This is a genomic window from Sphaerisporangium rhizosphaerae (genome assembly GCF_042665155.1).
Lineage (GTDB): Bacteria > Actinomycetota > Actinomycetes > Streptosporangiales > Streptosporangiaceae > Sphaerisporangium > Sphaerisporangium rhizosphaerae.
The window spans coordinates 437,872-453,707 of record NZ_JBHTCG010000002.1 but is presented as its reverse complement, the minus strand read 5'-3'; the positions used below and the strand labels follow the sequence as shown (position 1 = coordinate 453,707).

General features: G+C 69.9%; 16 protein-coding genes and 1 pseudogene. 9 read left to right on the top strand and 8 right to left on the bottom strand.

What is annotated here, in order from left to right; all coding sequences use genetic code 11:
• The first annotated feature begins 260 nt into the window (after positions 1-260).
• Positions 261-599: a hypothetical protein gene (locus ACFQSB_RS04655; protein WP_380824412.1), complete on the top strand. Its 339-nt coding sequence runs from the start codon at positions 261-263 to the stop codon at positions 597-599.
• Positions 600-643: 44 nt separating this feature from the next.
• Here the strand turns inward: ACFQSB_RS04655 and ACFQSB_RS04650 are convergent, their stop codons facing one another.
• From ACFQSB_RS04650 to ACFQSB_RS04640, 3 genes are all read right to left on the bottom strand, one after another.
• On the bottom strand, positions 644-1,024 hold the full coding sequence (locus tag ACFQSB_RS04650) for a type II toxin-antitoxin system death-on-curing family toxin (protein ID WP_354925156.1): 381 nt from the start codon (positions 1,022-1,024) through the stop codon (positions 644-646).
• Between the two features lie 25 nt (positions 1,025-1,049).
• A complete protein-coding gene (locus ACFQSB_RS04645) occupies positions 1,050-1,247 on the bottom strand; it encodes a ribbon-helix-helix protein, CopG family (protein WP_354839165.1) in 198 nt (65 codons plus the stop codon).
• A gap of 89 nt (positions 1,248-1,336) precedes the next feature.
• Positions 1,337-2,509, bottom strand: coding sequence for a pyridoxal phosphate-dependent aminotransferase (locus ACFQSB_RS04640; protein WP_380824411.1), 1,173 nt, complete (start codon positions 2,507-2,509; stop codon positions 1,337-1,339).
• A gap of 246 nt (positions 2,510-2,755) precedes the next feature.
• Between ACFQSB_RS04640 and ACFQSB_RS04635 the strand changes: the two genes are divergently transcribed.
• From ACFQSB_RS04635 to ACFQSB_RS04610, 6 genes are read left to right on the top strand one after another with little or no spacing between them, the layout of a single operon-like run.
• Positions 2,756-3,775 (top strand): DUF418 domain-containing protein, encoded by a 1,020-nt coding sequence (locus ACFQSB_RS04635; RefSeq protein WP_380824409.1) that lies wholly within the window; start codon positions 2,756-2,758, stop codon positions 3,773-3,775.
• A 9-nt stretch (positions 3,776-3,784) separates the two neighbouring features.
• Complete coding sequence (locus tag ACFQSB_RS04630) at positions 3,785-4,618, top strand: carbon-nitrogen hydrolase family protein (protein ID WP_380824408.1); 834 nt, start codon at positions 3,785-3,787, stop codon at positions 4,616-4,618.
• A gap of 10 nt (positions 4,619-4,628) precedes the next feature.
• Positions 4,629-5,087 (top strand): hypothetical protein, encoded by a 459-nt coding sequence (locus tag ACFQSB_RS04625; protein WP_354839153.1) that lies wholly within the window; start codon positions 4,629-4,631, stop codon positions 5,085-5,087.
• Entirely contained in the window at positions 5,084-5,512 is a 429-nt protein-coding gene (locus ACFQSB_RS04620) for a hypothetical protein (protein ID WP_354839150.1), read from the top strand. The genes ACFQSB_RS04625 and ACFQSB_RS04620 overlap by 4 nt, the downstream gene beginning before the upstream one ends.
• Positions 5,509-6,021, top strand: a complete 513-nt coding sequence (locus tag ACFQSB_RS04615; RefSeq protein WP_380824406.1) for a SigE family RNA polymerase sigma factor — start codon at positions 5,509-5,511, stop codon at positions 6,019-6,021. Before ACFQSB_RS04620 ends, ACFQSB_RS04615 begins: the two co-directional genes overlap by 4 nt.
• On the top strand, positions 6,014-7,231 hold the full coding sequence (locus ACFQSB_RS04610; protein ID WP_380824405.1) for a hypothetical protein: 1,218 nt from the start codon (positions 6,014-6,016) through the stop codon (positions 7,229-7,231). Before ACFQSB_RS04615 ends, ACFQSB_RS04610 begins: the two co-directional genes overlap by 8 nt.
• Before the next feature lie 112 nt (positions 7,232-7,343).
• Here the strand turns inward: ACFQSB_RS04610 and ACFQSB_RS04605 are convergent, their stop codons facing one another.
• The 3 genes and pseudogenes from ACFQSB_RS04605 to ACFQSB_RS04595 form a co-directional block, all read right to left on the bottom strand.
• Entirely contained in the window at positions 7,344-9,041 is a 1,698-nt protein-coding gene (locus tag ACFQSB_RS04605) for a carboxyl transferase domain-containing protein (RefSeq protein ID WP_380824404.1), read from the bottom strand.
• Positions 9,042-9,355: 314 nt separating this feature from the next.
• Positions 9,356-10,513, bottom strand: a pseudogene (locus ACFQSB_RS04600) (CaiB/BaiF CoA transferase family protein); the annotation flags it as partial.
• A 372-nt stretch (positions 10,514-10,885) separates the two neighbouring features.
• A complete protein-coding gene (locus ACFQSB_RS04595; RefSeq protein ID WP_354839138.1) occupies positions 10,886-11,041 on the bottom strand; it encodes a hypothetical protein in 156 nt (51 codons plus the stop codon).
• A gap of 564 nt (positions 11,042-11,605) precedes the next feature.
• Between ACFQSB_RS04595 and ACFQSB_RS04590 the strand changes: the two genes are divergently transcribed.
• Positions 11,606-12,370: a DUF2786 domain-containing protein gene (locus tag ACFQSB_RS04590; protein ID WP_380824402.1), complete on the top strand. Its 765-nt coding sequence runs from the start codon at positions 11,606-11,608 to the stop codon at positions 12,368-12,370.
• A 93-nt stretch (positions 12,371-12,463) separates the two neighbouring features.
• Here the strand turns inward: ACFQSB_RS04590 and ACFQSB_RS04585 are convergent, their stop codons facing one another.
• The gene (locus ACFQSB_RS04585; protein WP_380824401.1) at positions 12,464-12,850 is read right to left on the bottom strand and encodes a VOC family protein; all 387 of its coding nucleotides are present in this window, start codon (positions 12,848-12,850) and stop codon (positions 12,464-12,466) included.
• 327 nt (positions 12,851-13,177) lie between these two features.
• Between ACFQSB_RS04585 and ACFQSB_RS04580 the strand changes: the two genes are divergently transcribed.
• Positions 13,178-15,160: a hypothetical protein gene (locus ACFQSB_RS04580; RefSeq protein ID WP_380824400.1), complete on the top strand. Its 1,983-nt coding sequence runs from the start codon at positions 13,178-13,180 to the stop codon at positions 15,158-15,160.
• Here the strand turns inward: ACFQSB_RS04580 and ACFQSB_RS04575 are convergent.
• Complete coding sequence (locus tag ACFQSB_RS04575) at positions 15,157-15,816, bottom strand: hypothetical protein (protein ID WP_380824398.1); 660 nt, start codon at positions 15,814-15,816, stop codon at positions 15,157-15,159. The genes ACFQSB_RS04580 and ACFQSB_RS04575 overlap by 4 nt on opposite strands.
• Positions 15,817-15,836 lie beyond the last annotated feature (20 nt).

Here is a 15,836-nt window from a genome sequence, read left to right as displayed (position 1 = left end):
GGCCGCGGCGCCCGCTCTTCCCTGGTGCCGCTTCCGCTCCCGGACCTCACGCGTTCCGAGGGTCTTGTGTTCCTTCGCCTCTGTCCGTGGTGAACGACCTGGGTGGGCAGCGACCCTCGGACCACCCGCCTGCTCGCGGAGCGGGACCGGATCTTGTCGAACCGCCGGCGGGATCGGGGTCGCGAGTCTCGTACGCGAATGCCGCGCATTCGTTGTGCCGGATTTCACCACGAGCCCGACGTACAAGGCAGAATCGGGCCGTGGAGTCCCAGAGATTCGAGCGCGACGAAGTCGCCGCCGCCATGGCCGCCCGCCGCGAGCTCGGCCCACAGTACGAACTCGAGCTCGCCGAGTCGCTCGTCGACCGCGTCAACGCGGTGATCGACGCGCGGCTCGCCTCGGCCCCGGCCAGGCGTCAGGGGCCCGACTGGGCACAGATGTCCCTCGGCCTGGGGTCGCTGGCCATGTCGATCCCGCTGACCGCGATCGTGGCCCGCGTCCCGTCGCCCGGCCCCGCCCTTCTCCTGATGTTCGCGCTCATCGCCGCGGTCAACGTGGCGTACGCGCTGAGCAAGATCACCGGTCGCCGGCGAGGCTGACCAGGCCGCTCCCGTGAGCCCTCGACCTTGGAGCGCGCCGCGGCTCACACCGGTACGGCGAACCCCCACAGGACCTGGGCGATCTCGTCCACCTCGGTGAACGCGCCGGAGGCCACGGAGGTGACCAGGTCGTGGACCGCGTCGTCATCGCTGTCCACCTCGACGCCGTTGCAGGCGAGGAACACCACGGTGCAGACCCAGGCCACCTGCCGCGCGCCACGCTCGAAGGGATGGTGGACGGCCAGCGAGTGCAGCAGTGCCGCCGCCTTGACCAGCACGTGCGAGTAGGCCTCGTGGCCGAACATGGACGCCTGCGGCCGGTGCACGGCCGAGTCGAGCAGCCCGATGTCACGCAGGCGAGGCGGAGCACCGAGCGTCACCCGTGCCAGATCCACCACCTGCTCCATGGTCAGGTAGCGCGTCACCCGCGCGCCGGTGGGGTGTGGCCGGTCATTCGGCGAGCCGGTCGAGGACCGAACGCCAGCGGCTCGCCGCCGCGAGGCCCAGGCGGCGGACCTCCTCGTCGGCGTCGTGCCGGGCGATGTACTCCTCGACGGCCGACTGCACGACCTGCTGGAGGCTGCGCCCCTCCTTCTCCGCGCGCCGGCGCAGGGCCTCGGTCTGCTCCTCACTGAGGCTGAGCGTCATGGCCAATACCTCCACGGTACGCATCCGGTGTCGGCGTCACGCTTGGACACGGTGAGTGTATGACCATTTACACCGGGTGTCAGTGCTTTTTACTCGGCCCGTCCCAGGCGGGCCAGCCGCATGACGGCCTCGTCGATGATCTCGTCCTTCTTGCAGAAGGCGAAGCGCAGGAATTGCCTGCCGAGCTCGGGGTGGTCGTAGAACACCTGGGTCGGGACGGCGACGACGCCCGCCAGCTCGGGCAGCCGCCTGGCCAGCTCGGCCCCGTCGGTGAAGCCGAGCGGCCGGATGTCGGTCTGCACGAAGTACGTCCCTGCCGGCCGGTAGACGCCGAAGCCCGCCGCCGACAGCCCCGCCATGAGCCGGTCGCGCTTGGCGGCGAGCGCGTCGCGCGCCCCGGCGACCCAGCCGAGCTCTTCGCGCAGGGCGTGGGCGACCGCGACCTGCCACGGAGCGCCGGAGGTGAAGGTGAGGAACTGCTTGACCGACTGGACGGCCGCGACCAGCTCCGGGGGACCGCACACCCAGCCGATCTTCCACCCCGTCGCCGAGAACGTCTTGCCGGCCGAGGAGATCATGACGGTGCGCTCGCGCATGCCCGGGAGCGTGGCCATCGGCACGTGTTCCACGCCGTCGAAGGTCAGGTGCTCGTAGACCTCGTCTGTGATCGCGATGAGGTCGTGCTCCTGGCAGACGGCGGCGACCAGCGCCAGCTCGTCGCGGGTGAAGACGGTGCCGGTGGGGTTGTGCGGGGAGTTGACGAGGATCGCCCGGGTGCGCGGGCCCACGGCCGCGCGCAGTTCGTCGGGGTCGAAGGTGAACCTGTCCCCCGCAGGGCGCAGGGCCACCGTCCGGCGTACCGCGCCGGAGAGCGCGACGGCCGCGGCGTAGGAGTCGTAGTACGGCTCGAACAGGATGACCTCGTCACCCGCCTCGCACAGCGCGAGGACCGACGCCGCGAGCGCCTCGGTGGCGCCGACGGTGACCAGGATCTCGCCGTCCGGCTCGTACAGCAGGCCGTAGTGCTGCTTGCGGTGCTCGGCGACGGCCTGCCGCAACTCGGGCATCCCGGGGCCGGGAGGGTACTGGTTCAGCCCTCCCCTGATCGCCGTCACGGCGTGTTCGAGCATGGAGGCGGGGCCGTCGGTGTCGGGGAAGCCTTGTCCCAGGTTGATCGACCCGGTGCGCACGGCGAGCGCCGTCATCTCCGAGAAGATCGTCGTGCCGAACTCGCGCATGCGGGCGACCAATGGCTCGTTCACGCCGGCAAGCCTACCCAGCCGCCCTTCCCCGCACCGAACCCTCCGCCCCCACCCACTGGAGGCGTTCGCGAACCGAATCGCCCGAATCGCCCGAATCGACCACCGGCCACCGGCCAATCACTTCACGACCCCCAGACCCCACCGCTTCGCCGTCAAAGGCGGACAAATACCGAAATAAGTAATGTCAGGCGGAAAATCCACACACACCGAAAGACGCGGGTGACGTAGCGGCGTTAGCCTGCTGAGGTGGTCGCCAGGTTTGTCCGCTATGCCGAGGAGCGCCGGGAACCGGCCCCCGCCCGGATCCGGGAGCTGGACGTGCTGCGCGGCCTCGCCGTCTGCGGGATCACGCTGGTCAACACCTGGCAGCACACCTCCGACGCCGTCCACAGGACCACTACCACGCCCACGGACTGGCTGGTCGAGAACCTCCTGCAGAGCCGCTTCTTCCCGATCTTCTCGTTGCTGTTCGGCGTCAGTTTCGTCCTGTTCCTGCGCTCGGCCGCCCGCCGGACGTCCCACCCCCGGCTCGTGCTGCTCCGCCGGCTGTCGGCGCTCGCCGTCCTCGGGCTGCTCCACCGGACGCTCAGCCCGGGCGAAGTGCTGCTCCCCTACGCCCTGACCGGCGCGCTCATCCTGCTGCCGGCCTCCTACCTGCCCAGGTGGGCGGTGCTCACCGCCGGGATCGCCGCCACGTCGTGGGCGGTCCTGTTCCACGCGGGCGGCGTGTGGCTGATCCCTGGACTGTTCCTGCTGGGCATGGCCGTGATCGCGTACGCCCCCGGACGCCGCGCGCTGCGCACGGCCTTCCTGGTGAGCGCGCCGCTGGCCGTCGCGCTCACCGGGGCGTGGCTGTACCTCTGGGCGCACCCCGCGACGTTCCGTTTCCCCTTCACCGTGAGCGTCTACCCGCTGGCCGGTCTGGCCGCGGCCACGGCGTACTGCACCGGGTCACTGCTGGCCGCCGGGCGCCTGCCCTGGCTCACGGCCGCGCTGGAGCCGCTCGGCCGCATCGCGCTCACCGCGTACGTGGCCGGCACGCTGATCACTTTGGCGGCGCTCCCGCTGCTCACCCGGGACGGCAGCCGCGCGGGCGTGCTCGTGGTGTCCGCGGTCGCCGTCCTGGCGCTGGTGGCCTTCGCCCGCTGGTGGACCGCCCGGTACAGGTACGGGCCGCTGGAGTGGGCGTGGCGGTGCGTCACCTGGTGGGAGCCGCTCCCCAACCGCCGCCCGCGCTCCTCGGCAGCCGGGGGTCCGGACCTTTAGGCTTGTGGGGTGACCCGCATCGCCCTGTGCCAGCTTCCGGTGTCCGCCGACCCCAAGACCAACCTCGAACGCGTCCGCGACGCTCTCGGCCGGGCCGCCTCGCGCGGCGCGACGCTCGCGGTGTTCCCCGAGGCGATGCTGACCCGGTTCGGCAAAGAGATCGCCGAGTCCGCCGAGCCGGTCGACGGCCCGTTCGTGACCGCCGTGGCCGACGCCGCGCGGGCCCACGAGATCGCGGTCGTCCTCGGCACGTTCGAGTCCGGGGACCCCGACGGCGACGGGCGCGTGCACAACACGGCCGTCGCGCTCGACCGGTGCGGGCGGCTGCTGGCCACCTACCGCAAGATCCACCTGTTCGACTCCTTCGGCGCCCGCGAGTCCGACCTGGTCGCCCCCGGCGAGACGCCGGTGGTCGTGGAGCTGGAGGGTCTGCGCCTCGGCCTGATCACCTGCTACGACGTGCGCTTCCCCGAGCTGGCGCGCGCCCTGGTCGACCAGGGCGCCGACGCGTTCGTCGTCATCGCCGCCTGGAGCGCGGGCCCGATGAAGGAGGAGCACTGGGCGACCCTGGTCAGGGCGCGGGCCATCGAGAACACCATGTGGACGATCGCCGTCGGCCAGGCCCCCGACCCGGAGGCCAGGGACGCCTTCGGCGTGGGCCGCAGCATGCTCGTCGACCCTATGGGCGTGGTCCGCGCCGATCTGGGGCCCCGCGGCGCCGTCCAGGTCGTCGAGATCGACCCGGCCGAGACCGACCGGGTGCGGGCCACGCTGCCCTGTCTTTCCCACCGGCGCCCAGATATTTATCGCTCCGTGCGGAACGCCGAGGTCGGCAGATCGTAAAATGCGGGATGTGAGCGAGCCCGCACCAAGCACCCAGATGCAAAAGGTCATTCCACCTCGGCTGCTGGTGCCCTACCTCGCGGGCCAGCGCACGATCATCTCGGGCTACGTCTACCGCGTCCAAGACTGCTCGCGGCTGACCTCCCCCGAGCAGCTCGTGTCCGCGCTCGACCTGACCTTCGAGGGGTCCGAGCTCGAACCCTCGGTCCCCGAGCTGTACATCCTGCGGTGGCTGGTACGCGACACCGACACCTACGACGTCCCCTACGGGCCGCACATGGGCGGAGATTGGAACGATTCGCCACCCTTCGCGGGCAACGGGTTCACCACCTCCCGCCAGCACGTGGTCCCCCAGTTCCACACCCCGCCCATGCCCATCCCTGCGGGGGCCGAGATCCGTCACCTGACCACCCGCGGCGAGCGGCGCTTCGCCGACTACGACGGCCTGACCTGGCGGCCGGCCGCATGACCGACATCGAACCCGTCGGTCTCGGCTTCATCGCCCACCAGCACGACCAGACCTACGCGGCCGCCCTCGGCCCCGGCCCCGACGACGTGATCCTGTTCAGCGAGGAGCCGCGCGAGGGCTTCGAGCGCGCCGGCGCGTACTGGCGGCGGCAGGTCCGGCGCGAGGACCTGCAGTGGCTGGTGCTGCTGCGCACGGTCGGCGCGTTCGGCGGCGAGCCGTGCGTGGTGCTGGACGAGGACGACGACGGCCTGCACATCGCCTACACCGGTCACAGCGGGCTCAAGGCCGAGGCGCTGGGCTACTGGATGGTCGACCACGGAGCCTACGAGGTGGTCGTGCCGCACGAGGAGGTCCACTCCATCCGCGTCGAGCGCGTCCCGATCCCCTGTCAACCGGCCCAGGGCTTGAGTGTCTCTGGAGTGTGACAGAAACGCCCGTGCTGTCGCCGGGCAGGCCGTCATTCGCCGAGATCTTCGCCGCGCACTATCCGGCGATGGTGCGGCTGGCGGGCCTGCTCGGCGCCGACGATCCCGAGGACATCGCGCAGGAGGCCTTCGCGCGCCTGCACCCGCGGCTGGCGCGCCTGCGCGATGACGCGGCGGTGGTGCCGTACCTCCGCGCGATCGTCTGCAACCTCACCCGCAACCGGATACGCCATCTCCGGCTGGTACGCCTGCGCAGGCTCGAGCCTCCGCCCGCCCAGGGAGACGGCGAAGAGGCGTACCTGACCGCCGAACGCCACCGCGACCTGCTCGCCGCCGTGGACCGGCTGCCGCGCCGCCAGCGCGAGGCCCTGGTCCTGCGGTACTGGCTCGACCTGTCCGAACGCGAGATCGCCGATGCCATGGGCGTGTCCCCCGGCTCGGTCAAGAGCCACACCAGCCGTGCCATCGCGGCCCTCGGTCGTGCCCTCAGGGAGAGCAACGATGATTGACGACGACCTCCGCGAGGCCCTGCGCGCCCGTGCCTCGACCTACCAGACCAGTCCGCACGCGTGGATCGGCGTCCAGCGGCGCCTGCGTACGGCCCGGCGCAGAAGGTTCGCCGCGCTGGCGGCCGCTTCGCTGTCGGTGGCCGCGCTGGCCGCCGGCGTGCCGCTGGTGCTCTCAGGCACCGGGTCCGACCACACCACCACCCGCGCGACCACCACCGCGGTCCCGTCCAAGGGGCACGAGGACGCCTTCGACCTCGAGTCACGGCAAAGTCCTCCCGTCGGCGACCCGGTGATCCTGGTCAACCCCGCCGACGGCCGGTACCTGCGCCTCTGGTTCAGCAGGAAGCCGCAACAGCAGGGCCTCGACCAGCCGGTGCCGTCCGATGCGCCAAGATACGACGTCCTCTGCTGGGCCATGCAGTCAGCTCTGCACGGTAGGACGTACGCGGGCTGCCCTGTGGACGCCGACCCCCGCCACGCCGGCCAGTACGCCTGGTACGTCGGCGGCACGGCGGACGACTGGTCGCGCGGGGAGACGGTGATCTCCTACGGCGTCGCCCGCTCCAAGGTGAGGAAGGTGTCGGCCATCGCCGCGGACGGGACCCGGCTGCCCGGCGTGATCTACCGGCCGAAGGGCGCCCCCGCGGCCGTGTGGGCGGTGACCTACCCGGCGCGGGCACGGGTGCGCGCCTTCGAGTTCAGCGACGCCGACGGCGAGGTCCTCGGCCGCACGACGCCCGATCCGTTCCTGCTCTCCCCGACGAGCGCGGCCCCCGTGACGCCCCCTGTCGACCTGCCCGGCGGGCTCACCGCGCAGCTGCACAAGGACGGGACGTTCACCTGGCTGCGCGACGGGGTCGTGGTCGCCGCGACGGAGATCCTGTGGACCGGCGCGACGGCGGGCGCGCCCGCGAGGATCATCTCCTGGCACTTCGGGCACGGCCGGTGGTTCGGCCTGGCCACCGCGGGGACGGCCAAGGTCGAACTGACCGCCGGGACGGGCGCCCCGATCTGGGCCGCCACGGCCCGCGACCCCTGGAGACGCGGTCTCGCCCTGTTCTCCGCCCCCAGCGGGCGCGAGAGCGACCTCTACACCGGGGGGTACACGATCGTCGGCTTCGACGCCCGCGGCAAGGAGATCTGGCGGGAGAAGGTGCCTCCCCATCCGCCTCTGTGGACCGGTGTCCCACTGTCCACACCGGCGCGGTGAACAGCGGCCGCCAGTGGCGCCGTTCACCGCGCCGACGGGCCGACGATCGGCCCGGGGAGCGCGGTGACGGCCAGACGACCGGGCCCGGACAGCGGGTGAGGGAGGCGGGCGGTCAGGTGGGGGTGCCGAGGTAGCGGTAGCGGGCCAGGCGGGTCGCCAGGCGGTCCTCGGGCGGGCTCCCCATCAGGCCGAGGATCTCGTGCTCGATCGTCGCGCCGACCCGCTCGCAGAAGGCCTGCGGCTCGTAGGCCGCGTCCGGGAACTCCGGGATGACGCGGTCGACGATGCCGTCCCGCCGCAGGTCGCGGGCTTGCACCCCTTGAGCTTTGGCGATCTCGGGCGCGAAGTCGATGGTCCGATACAGGATCGCCGACGCGCCCTCGGGCGACAGCGGCGACAGCCAGCCGTGCTGGGCGCACAGCACGCGGTCGGTCGGCAGCAGGGCCAGGGCGCCGCCGCCCGCCCCCTCCCCGAGGATCAGGCACACGGTCGGCGTGTTCAGCGACACCAGGGTGGTCAGCGCGCGGGCGATCTCGGCTGCCAGGCCGCCCTCCTCGGCCGTCCTGGACAGCGCCGCCCCCGCCGTGTCGATCACCGTGACGAGCGGCAGCCCCAGCTCGGAGGCCAGGTGCATGCCCCGGCGGGCCACCCGCAGCCCGGCGGGGCCGAGGTGACGGCCGGCGCTCTGCCGGCGGTCCTGGCCGAGCACCACGGCGGGCGCCCGGCCGAACCTGGCCAGGGCGAGCAGCAGGCCCGGATCGTTCTCGCCGGCGCCGGTGCCGTTCAGGGGGGTCACGTCCGAGGCGCCGAGCTTGAGCAGGGCCTTCACGCCGGGACGGTCGTCACGCCGGGAGCGGCTGATCGCCTCCCAGGCGCCGACCTCGGCGACCCGGTCCTCCGGCTCCACCCGCCAGGCCGGCCCGCCCTCGCCATGTCCGCCCTCTTCACGGCCGTCCTCGCCACGGCCGTCGTCACCACGGCCGTCCTCGCCACGGCCGTCCTCGCCACGGCCGTCCTCACCGCGTCCGGCCTCACCGCGTTCTTCCTCGGTGGCGGTGGCGTTGTGGTGAGGCGGCCGGGGCAGGCTCCGCTGCTGTTCGCCGGGGGCCGCGTCCCGCGTGTCCATCGAGGAGCACAGGACGGCGAGGGCGCGGATCGCCACCTCGCGGGCGCTCGCGGCCGAGACGACGGCGTCGACCAGGCCGTGCTTGAAGAGGTTCTCGGCGACCTGCACGCCCTCGGGGAACGGGTATCCGTGCAGGGACTCGAACACCCGCGGGCCGAGAAAGCCGATGAGCGCGCCCGGCTCGGCGGCGGTGACGTGCCCGAGCGATCCCCACGAGGCGAACACCCCGCCCGTGGTGGGATGGCGGAGATACACGATGTAGGGCAAACCAGCGGCGCGGTGGGCCGACACCGCGGCGCTGATCTTGATCATCTGGACGAAGGCGAGCGCGCCCTCCTGCATCCGGGTGCCGCCCGACGCCGGCGCGGCCAGCAGCGGCAGCCGCTCCGCCGTCGCCCGCTCCACCGCGCGCACGAGCCGCTCGGCGGCGGCGACCCCGATCGAACCGGCCAGGAACGAGAACTCGCAGGCCATGACGGCCACGCGGCGGCCGCCCAGCAGCCCCTCCCCGGTGACCACCGACTCGTCGTAGGGCGTCCGGGCCCGCGCCGCCGCCAGTTCCTCGGCGTACGGCGAGCCGGGGGGCGCGGGATCCACGGTCGGCTCGTCCCACGACTTCCACGACCCGGGGTCCAGGACGATACGGATCAACGTGTACGCGTCGGGGCGTGCGACGCCGCTCACCGGACCGCTCACCCTTCCCGCTTGTCCGCATCCGCGAGGTGGACCGGCCTCCCGGACGTCTCCGGCGCGTCCGGTACCCCTGGCACTCCCGGACCGCTCGGTACCGCGTCCGTCCCGGTCAAGCCCGGCACCGCGTCCGTCCCGGTCAAGCCTGGTACCGCGTCCGTCCCGGTCAAGCCCGGCACCGCGTCCGTCCCGGTCAAGCCTGGTACCGCGTCCGTCCCGGTCAAGCCCGGCACCGCGTCCGTCCCGGTCAAGCCCGGTTCCGGGTCCGATCCGTTCTCAGGTCGCCCCGCGACGGTCGCGGTCGCGCCCTGCGCCTCGCGCCCGGCCAGCCAGTCGCGGACCGACCGGTCGTCCTGGCCGAGCGAGGGCGGCGGCAGATGCTCGGCGCGTGGCGCGCCGTCGAACCGCAGCGGCGACCCCGGCAGCTCGATGGTGCCGAGCACCGGGTGGTCCACGGTGACCACCAGCTCCTGCGACCGCGTCTGCTTCCAGGCGTAGACCTCGTCCAGCGTGCGGACCGCCCCGGCGGGGACGCCCGCCTCGCTCAGCACGGCGAGCCAGTGCGCCCGGTCGTGGGCTCCCAGCGCCTCCTCCATGTCGGCGACCAGCTCGTCACGATGGGCACGCCGCTCCCGGTTGACCGCGTATTTCGGTGTCGCCGGGTCGATGCCCAGCAGCGGGGCGAGCCTGCCCCACTGGGCGTCGTTGGCGACCGCGATCTGGATCACCCCGTCGGCGCAGCGGAACGCCCCATACGGCGCGATCGAGGCGTGGTGGTTGCCGCTCGCCCCTGGCACCTTGCCGCCGACCGTCCACGCCGTCCCGTGGTAGGAGTGCACGCCGACCACCGAGGCCAGCAGCGAGGTGCGCACGACCTTCCCCACGCCCGTGCGCTGGCGTTCGTACAGCGCCGCCAGCACGCCGTACGCGCCGTGGATGCCGGCGAGCAGGTCGGCGATCGAGGAGCCCACGCGGTACGGCTCGTCGGGCGAAGGGCCGGTGAGGCTCATCAGGCCCGCCTCGCCCTGCGCGATCTGGTCGTACCCGGGCCGCCCGCCCTCGGGGCCGTCGTGGCCGAAACCGGTGATCGACAGGATGACCAGGCGGGGGTTCAGCTCGTGCAGGCGCTCCACGGAGAAGCCGAGCCGGTCCAGCACGCCCGTGCGGAAGTTCTCGACCAGGACGTCGCTCTGCCGCACGAGCCGGGTGAGCAGGGCGGCGCCCTCCTCGGACTTCAGGTCCAGGGTGATGGACCGTTTGTTGCGGTTGGCCGCCAGGAAATAGGTGGAGATGTCCCCCTCGGGCCCGACGAAGGGCGGCCCCCAGCCACGCGACTCGTCGCCGCCGTCGGGATGCTCGACTTTGATCACCATGGCGCCGAGGTCGCCGAGCATCTGCGCTCCATGCGGCCCGGCCAGCGCCCGGGACAGGTCGAGGACCACGATGTCGCTGAGCGGTCCCTGCAAGGTCAGCCTCCACGGGGGTGTGAGGAGAACGTGTTCTCGTCCACAGGCAAGCCTGCCAGGTGACACCGCCGTCCCGACACCCAGGTGCCGCCCCGAAACACGCCGGTTACCCCCGCCACCCCTCTGGACCGTCCCATTCGGGACGATCTACGCGCGCCGGCCGGGAGAACCCGTCCCGACCGGTCGCGTCGCGTCGGCCACCGTCCATCCGAGGGGGAACCGTCTCAACCCGTTCGGGAGGAACCATCTCAGCCCGTTCGGGAGGAGGTCTGGGCCCGCCCGGGAGAACCGTCTGGCTCGTCCGAGAATCGTCCCGGTTCGCCCGAAGAGGAGCTCGCGACCGCGCGGGGGCGCTTCGCGAGCCTTGTCTGCCTAGTGGTGGGTCCTGCGCGTACGCCAGCGGTCCACGAGTTCGCGGAGTTTGCGCTGGTTCTGCGGGTCCCTGGCCATCGTCTTGACCTTCTCGACGTGCTCATGCCCCTTCGGGCCGCGCAGGTACTCCTTGATGCGGTCCATCATGGATGCCATCGTGTCACCACCGCCTGTCGATCGCCGTTTCCCTCGAACGGCTACCCTCGACATCCCCCGCCAATCACGCATTGTGCTCGCAAGCCGATAAAACAGGACAAGCGATGACGATTGTGGGATACAGCCACGACCATCCGGCGATGCCCGCGTGACCAATTGGGGATTTACGCCGACAAATCGGAGCGAGGTCGCTCCATCGGTGATCACGACCGGGACGACTTGCCACCCGGCGCGTGGCGCGCGGGCACCGGCCCGGCGGCGGCCGAGTCCACGCGCCCCGCCAGCAGCGCGTGCATTAGGTTGGTACGTCGCCGGGGTCGCCACCGTCGCTGGGGTCGCTGGGGTCGCTCGGGTCGCGACGTCGCAGGGCACCGGCATCGCCCAGCACAGGCACCGCGGAGCGCGGCTCCCATAGGAGGACCAGCCTCGCAGTAGCGCCGACTCCGCAGGGCGACGGCTCCCGCAGGGGCGACGGCCCTATGCCGCCCGACGACGAGAGACGGTCGCGCACGACCGAAGGAGAGCCCGCTGACCAGCACTGACGCGACGTCCAGAGCGAAGATCATGGAGCGGGTCCGGCGGCTGCTGGACCTTGCCGAACATCCCAACACCGGCGAGGAGGAAGCGGCGCTCGCCTCCGCCCACGCGGCCGCCCTGATGCTGCGGCACGGGCTGGACGCCAGCGCGGTACGGCGCGGCGCCACCGGGCGTTCCGAGAAGATCGACGGCATCGAGTTCGAGGTCTCCAACCGAGGCGGCCACGCGCGGGAGCGTTGCTGGGCGCTCCACCTCATCTGCGACGCGCTCGGCTGCAAAGGCGCCCAGCACTGGACCGGTGTGCACGGGCGCGGCATCCGTGGCGCGCGGCACGTCACCATGACCGTCGTCGGACCCGACCCCGTCCTCGACAGCCTGCGCGTACTGCTCCCGTCCATCACCCTCCAGATGGAGAACCAGGTGCGGCCCGCTCTGCGGCATTTCACCGCCCGCGACTTGACGGGCGTCGAGGGCAAGGACCGGCGCGCCCGCGCGACGTCCGACTACCGGCGCGCCTTCTACGTCGGCTTCGGCTCCGGCGTCTCGGCCAAACTCCGCGACCGGGTCGCCGAGATAGCCGACCAGGTGAAGGGCACCGGCGCCGAACTCGTGCTCCTCGACCGGTCGGCGCTCGTCCAGGCCGAGTTCCAGCGCCGCTTCCCCGGCCTCAAGCGCGCCCGCGCCACCACGCTCGACGCCGGCGGCTACCACACCGGCCGGCAAGCCGGCCGCATGGCCGACCTCAGCGACCGAGCCCTCCCCGACCTCCCCCTCGGCCGCCTCCCCCGCTGAAACCGGGGCGCCGCGGCCCCGGCACGAGAAGTCCCGGAGAAACCAGGAACGAACGATGAAGGGCGCGGTCCCACCTCGAACGAACGAAAGGGGTCAGTCCCAGCGCCGGGCATTGCCCTCGTGGAAGTCCGTCCGCTCGTCGGGGATGACACAGAACGGCAGACCGGCCGGATCCTCCATGATCCACCATCTGCCGTCGACCTGGCGGACCCGCCGCGCTCCGAGCTTCTCCAGCCGCGCGACCTCCGCCTCCAGGTCGTCGGTGTGGACGTCCAGATGCACCCGGCTCGGCCCCTCCCCCAGGCGCTGGATCAGCAGCCAGGCATCCTGCCCCGGCAGATCCGCTCCGTGATACGCGGGCTCGGACTCGAATGCATGCATCGTCACCCCCGCCGCGCCCTCCCAGAACCTCAGCTCGGCGTCGTGGACGTCCTCGGAGACGTCGATCACGACTTTGGAAACCCTGCTGTAGTGCGCCACGCCCCTACCTCCCGACGAGCTTCTCCACACCGCGCTACGCAACCAGACCCTTCTGCTCCCCGCAAGCCACCCCAAACTCCCGCTCCAACTCGCCGAACCCCCCGCCCTGAGCCACCACGCACCTCCCCCAACCCACGAGCACCTCCCCCGACTCGCAAGACCCTGCCCGATCCACGAGCGCCCCTGCCTGACCCACCGCGCGCTTCGGCCTGACCCACTGTGCGCCCCGGCCTGACATGTGAACGGTTCCCGCCGATCACGCATCCGTGACATCCGGCTGCGTTACGTTGGTTACGGAGGTTGCCGGGGCGTCGAAAGGCCGAGATCGTGACACAGGAAACAGGACCCGTGCCCGGAACCGGCCCCTTGTCACCCGATTTCACCGGCATCGACCCCGACCGGATGGCCGGCTTCATCACCGAGATCGACCACGCCCGAGGCACCATCGCCGAACACACCGAAGCCATCCGCCGCGTATTCGCCGCCAACGACCTCCCCGCCACCTCCCTCACCCCCATAGCCGAAGTAGAACACTGGATAGACACCCACCTCCCCGACCTTCGCCGCCGAGTGCAGACCGCAAGAAACACCGCACAGCTTCCCAACTGGTCCCCCCAGGCGACGCACCTCATCCCCTACGAGGAGAAGTCCGCTCTCCCGACCGCAGACGCCCAACGCCTAGGGCGGGAGCTCGCCGCCCAATACAAAAAGGCGGGCGAGGGCCTCGTCAACCTTGACCGTCAAGCGGACTACCAAAAGGTCCTCGACACGCTCGCCCAGCACGTCCACGACCCCGCCTACACCGCCGCCTTCTTCGCAGCCCTGGGCGTACACGACACCCTGCAACTCCCCGTCGTCCTCCGCGAACACCTCGGCGACCCCGGCGAAGCCACGCTCGCGCCACCACGCCCCGACGACGAACTCATTCGCACAGTAAGCCAAGCTTTCGCAACCGCGGTCTCGTCCGGCTCTCGCTTCCCTGGAATGACGCAGATCAGTAACGCTCTCCGGAGTCCGAACCTCGACCCGAGGGACACATTCGGCGCCAGCCTCATCCTGGCAGCGGGAGCCTTCCCTGCCGAGTGGCTGGCGCAGGTGGTGGCAGCGCGAGGACTGGCGACACCGCGCGAAGTACAGCCCGGTTATCTATACGCTCTCGGAAACAACTCCGCCGCCGCCCGCTTGGCGATCAAGACGGCTTTGGGCGACAGCGCTGACCAGTCAGCGCTCAAGAAGTGGCTCAAGGGCATGAGCGACCGCACGAGCGGACCGTACGCCACCGACATCGAGGCAGATGCCTTCGGCCGCATGCTCGCCGCCGCCTCCGGCGCCTACGACGAAAAAGATGGCACACACAGCGACGATGCGGCGACATTCGCGTTCACCCTGATGACGACCGTCGACGACCTTAAACTCGGCGAGGCAACGCGAATACATCTAGCGGAAATTGCCGGATCCTACGCTACAGAGATAACCGAGGGAGCTTCCCTTCGAGACGATAACCGGACTCTACCGACCACTTTCGGTCGTATTGCGTCCCAGATCCCGGGATTGAATCCAGTGTTCCGACTGAGCCCAAAGGACACCTATCGGTTCATCAAGACTTTCACCAATAGCACCGAAAATCAGATGCCATTCCGGGAGGGCATGGGAAACTTGGCGCAGCGACTAATCAGATCGGAAGTGGCAAACATGCTGAAAAGCCACAACCTTACTCGACTAGAAGATATTTTCGCCGCGCTAGGCGATGTTAATGGGGTCCAACTAGCCACTGCGGAGAAGCTGGCCAAGGTAGCGGACGACGCCGAAGAAGCAGCAAGCAAAAATTTCAGCATGGCTTCCGGGACCATACTGGGAGTAGCCGGGATCTTTGTTCCATACGGCATGACAGGTGCTACGTTGTGGACTCTACTAGGTGCCGAGTGGTCGGCCCTCGACACCTACAAGAACGATAGACCAAAGGAAGCCGACAGGATCCGCAGCGCTGACGAATTAGAGACTCTAGGACGACGACATGCGATCGCACAGTTACTGGTCGACTCAGGAATTCGCCCCAAAGTCTCACTCCACGATTATCGACAGCGGCACCCCGGAACTGCGATCGCGGATGAAGCCGGGAGACTATGCCCATTTACCGACATCTTAAATTCCGGAGACGAGGGTTTAGACGACTTCGATGAGTGGCTAATGGAGAATGGGCGCAACGGGGACAGGCGAAGCCTGGGAAAGTTGGCAGATGACCTGGCTACACAATTCGACGGACACAAGAGCTTCGCGAAGGCGCGAACGGCCAAGCGTGCCAATAACTAAGATAGCGCCAAGCATTCCGTTTCTCCACTAATAGCGTAGACCCCGCTTGATGGAGAGTCGAGCACTAGGGTCACTCTTAGCGAATCGCTGGAAACGCGGATGGGCTTGTCGAAGCTCTCAGCATCATCTATCTCATAAGGAGCTATTCGCTCCACCGTTCCCAACAGCATCGATCGCAGCGTCTCCGGCCTACGCTCCGGAAGATCATTACCCGTCGCCGCGAATGTCTGCTTAGCTTTACCTTGGGCACAGGATATATTCCTGCCTCCAGGGTCGGTTATATTTACGTTTTGAGCCTGCCGCTCTTTGAGCGCCTGCAGAATGTGCGTCTTCAAGGTTTGGCCGGCTTGCGTCACAGTAGGCCCCTTTTCGGCTGTACAGGCAGCTAGAGCCAGCAGGACAAGTAGTATGAGCACGGCTCCCCTGGCCCGCAACGTTCCGCGACTTGGCAGGCCGTGCATCATCTTGTCCTCCAGAGCTGGCGGGATGTTGATCCTCCACATAATCTCAGTCAGAGCTGCAACGCCACCTAGTATCCATATCCTCGCTGTGACTTTCATCGCCGTAGGAGTCCGGAGTTGGCCATCGACGACGATTTGGTACCGAATCCCCGGCGTCGGGACCTGGAGGCGGCTCTGGCTGCCGTGCGGGCTCATGTGCGTGTACTGGAGACTGC

Coding starts and splice junctions, on each gene's coding strand:
- ACFQSB_RS04645 (WP_354839165.1), bottom strand. CDS start 1,247: ATGACGCTCAGCCTCAGTGAGGAGCAGACCGAGGCCCTGCGCCGGCGC.
- ACFQSB_RS04620 (WP_354839150.1), top strand. CDS start 5,084: ATGACCGACATCGAACCCGTCGGTCTCGGCTTCATCGCCCACCAGCAC.
- ACFQSB_RS04610 (WP_380824405.1), top strand. CDS start 6,014: ATGATTGACGACGACCTCCGCGAGGCCCTGCGCGCCCGTGCCTCGACC.
- ACFQSB_RS04595 (WP_354839138.1), bottom strand. CDS start 11,041: ATGGCATCCATGATGGACCGCATCAAGGAGTACCTGCGCGGCCCGAAG.
- ACFQSB_RS04590 (WP_380824402.1), top strand. CDS start 11,606: ATGGAGCGGGTCCGGCGGCTGCTGGACCTTGCCGAACATCCCAACACC.
- ACFQSB_RS04575 (WP_380824398.1), bottom strand. CDS start 15,816: ATGAGCCCGCACGGCAGCCAGAGCCGCCTCCAGGTCCCGACGCCGGGG.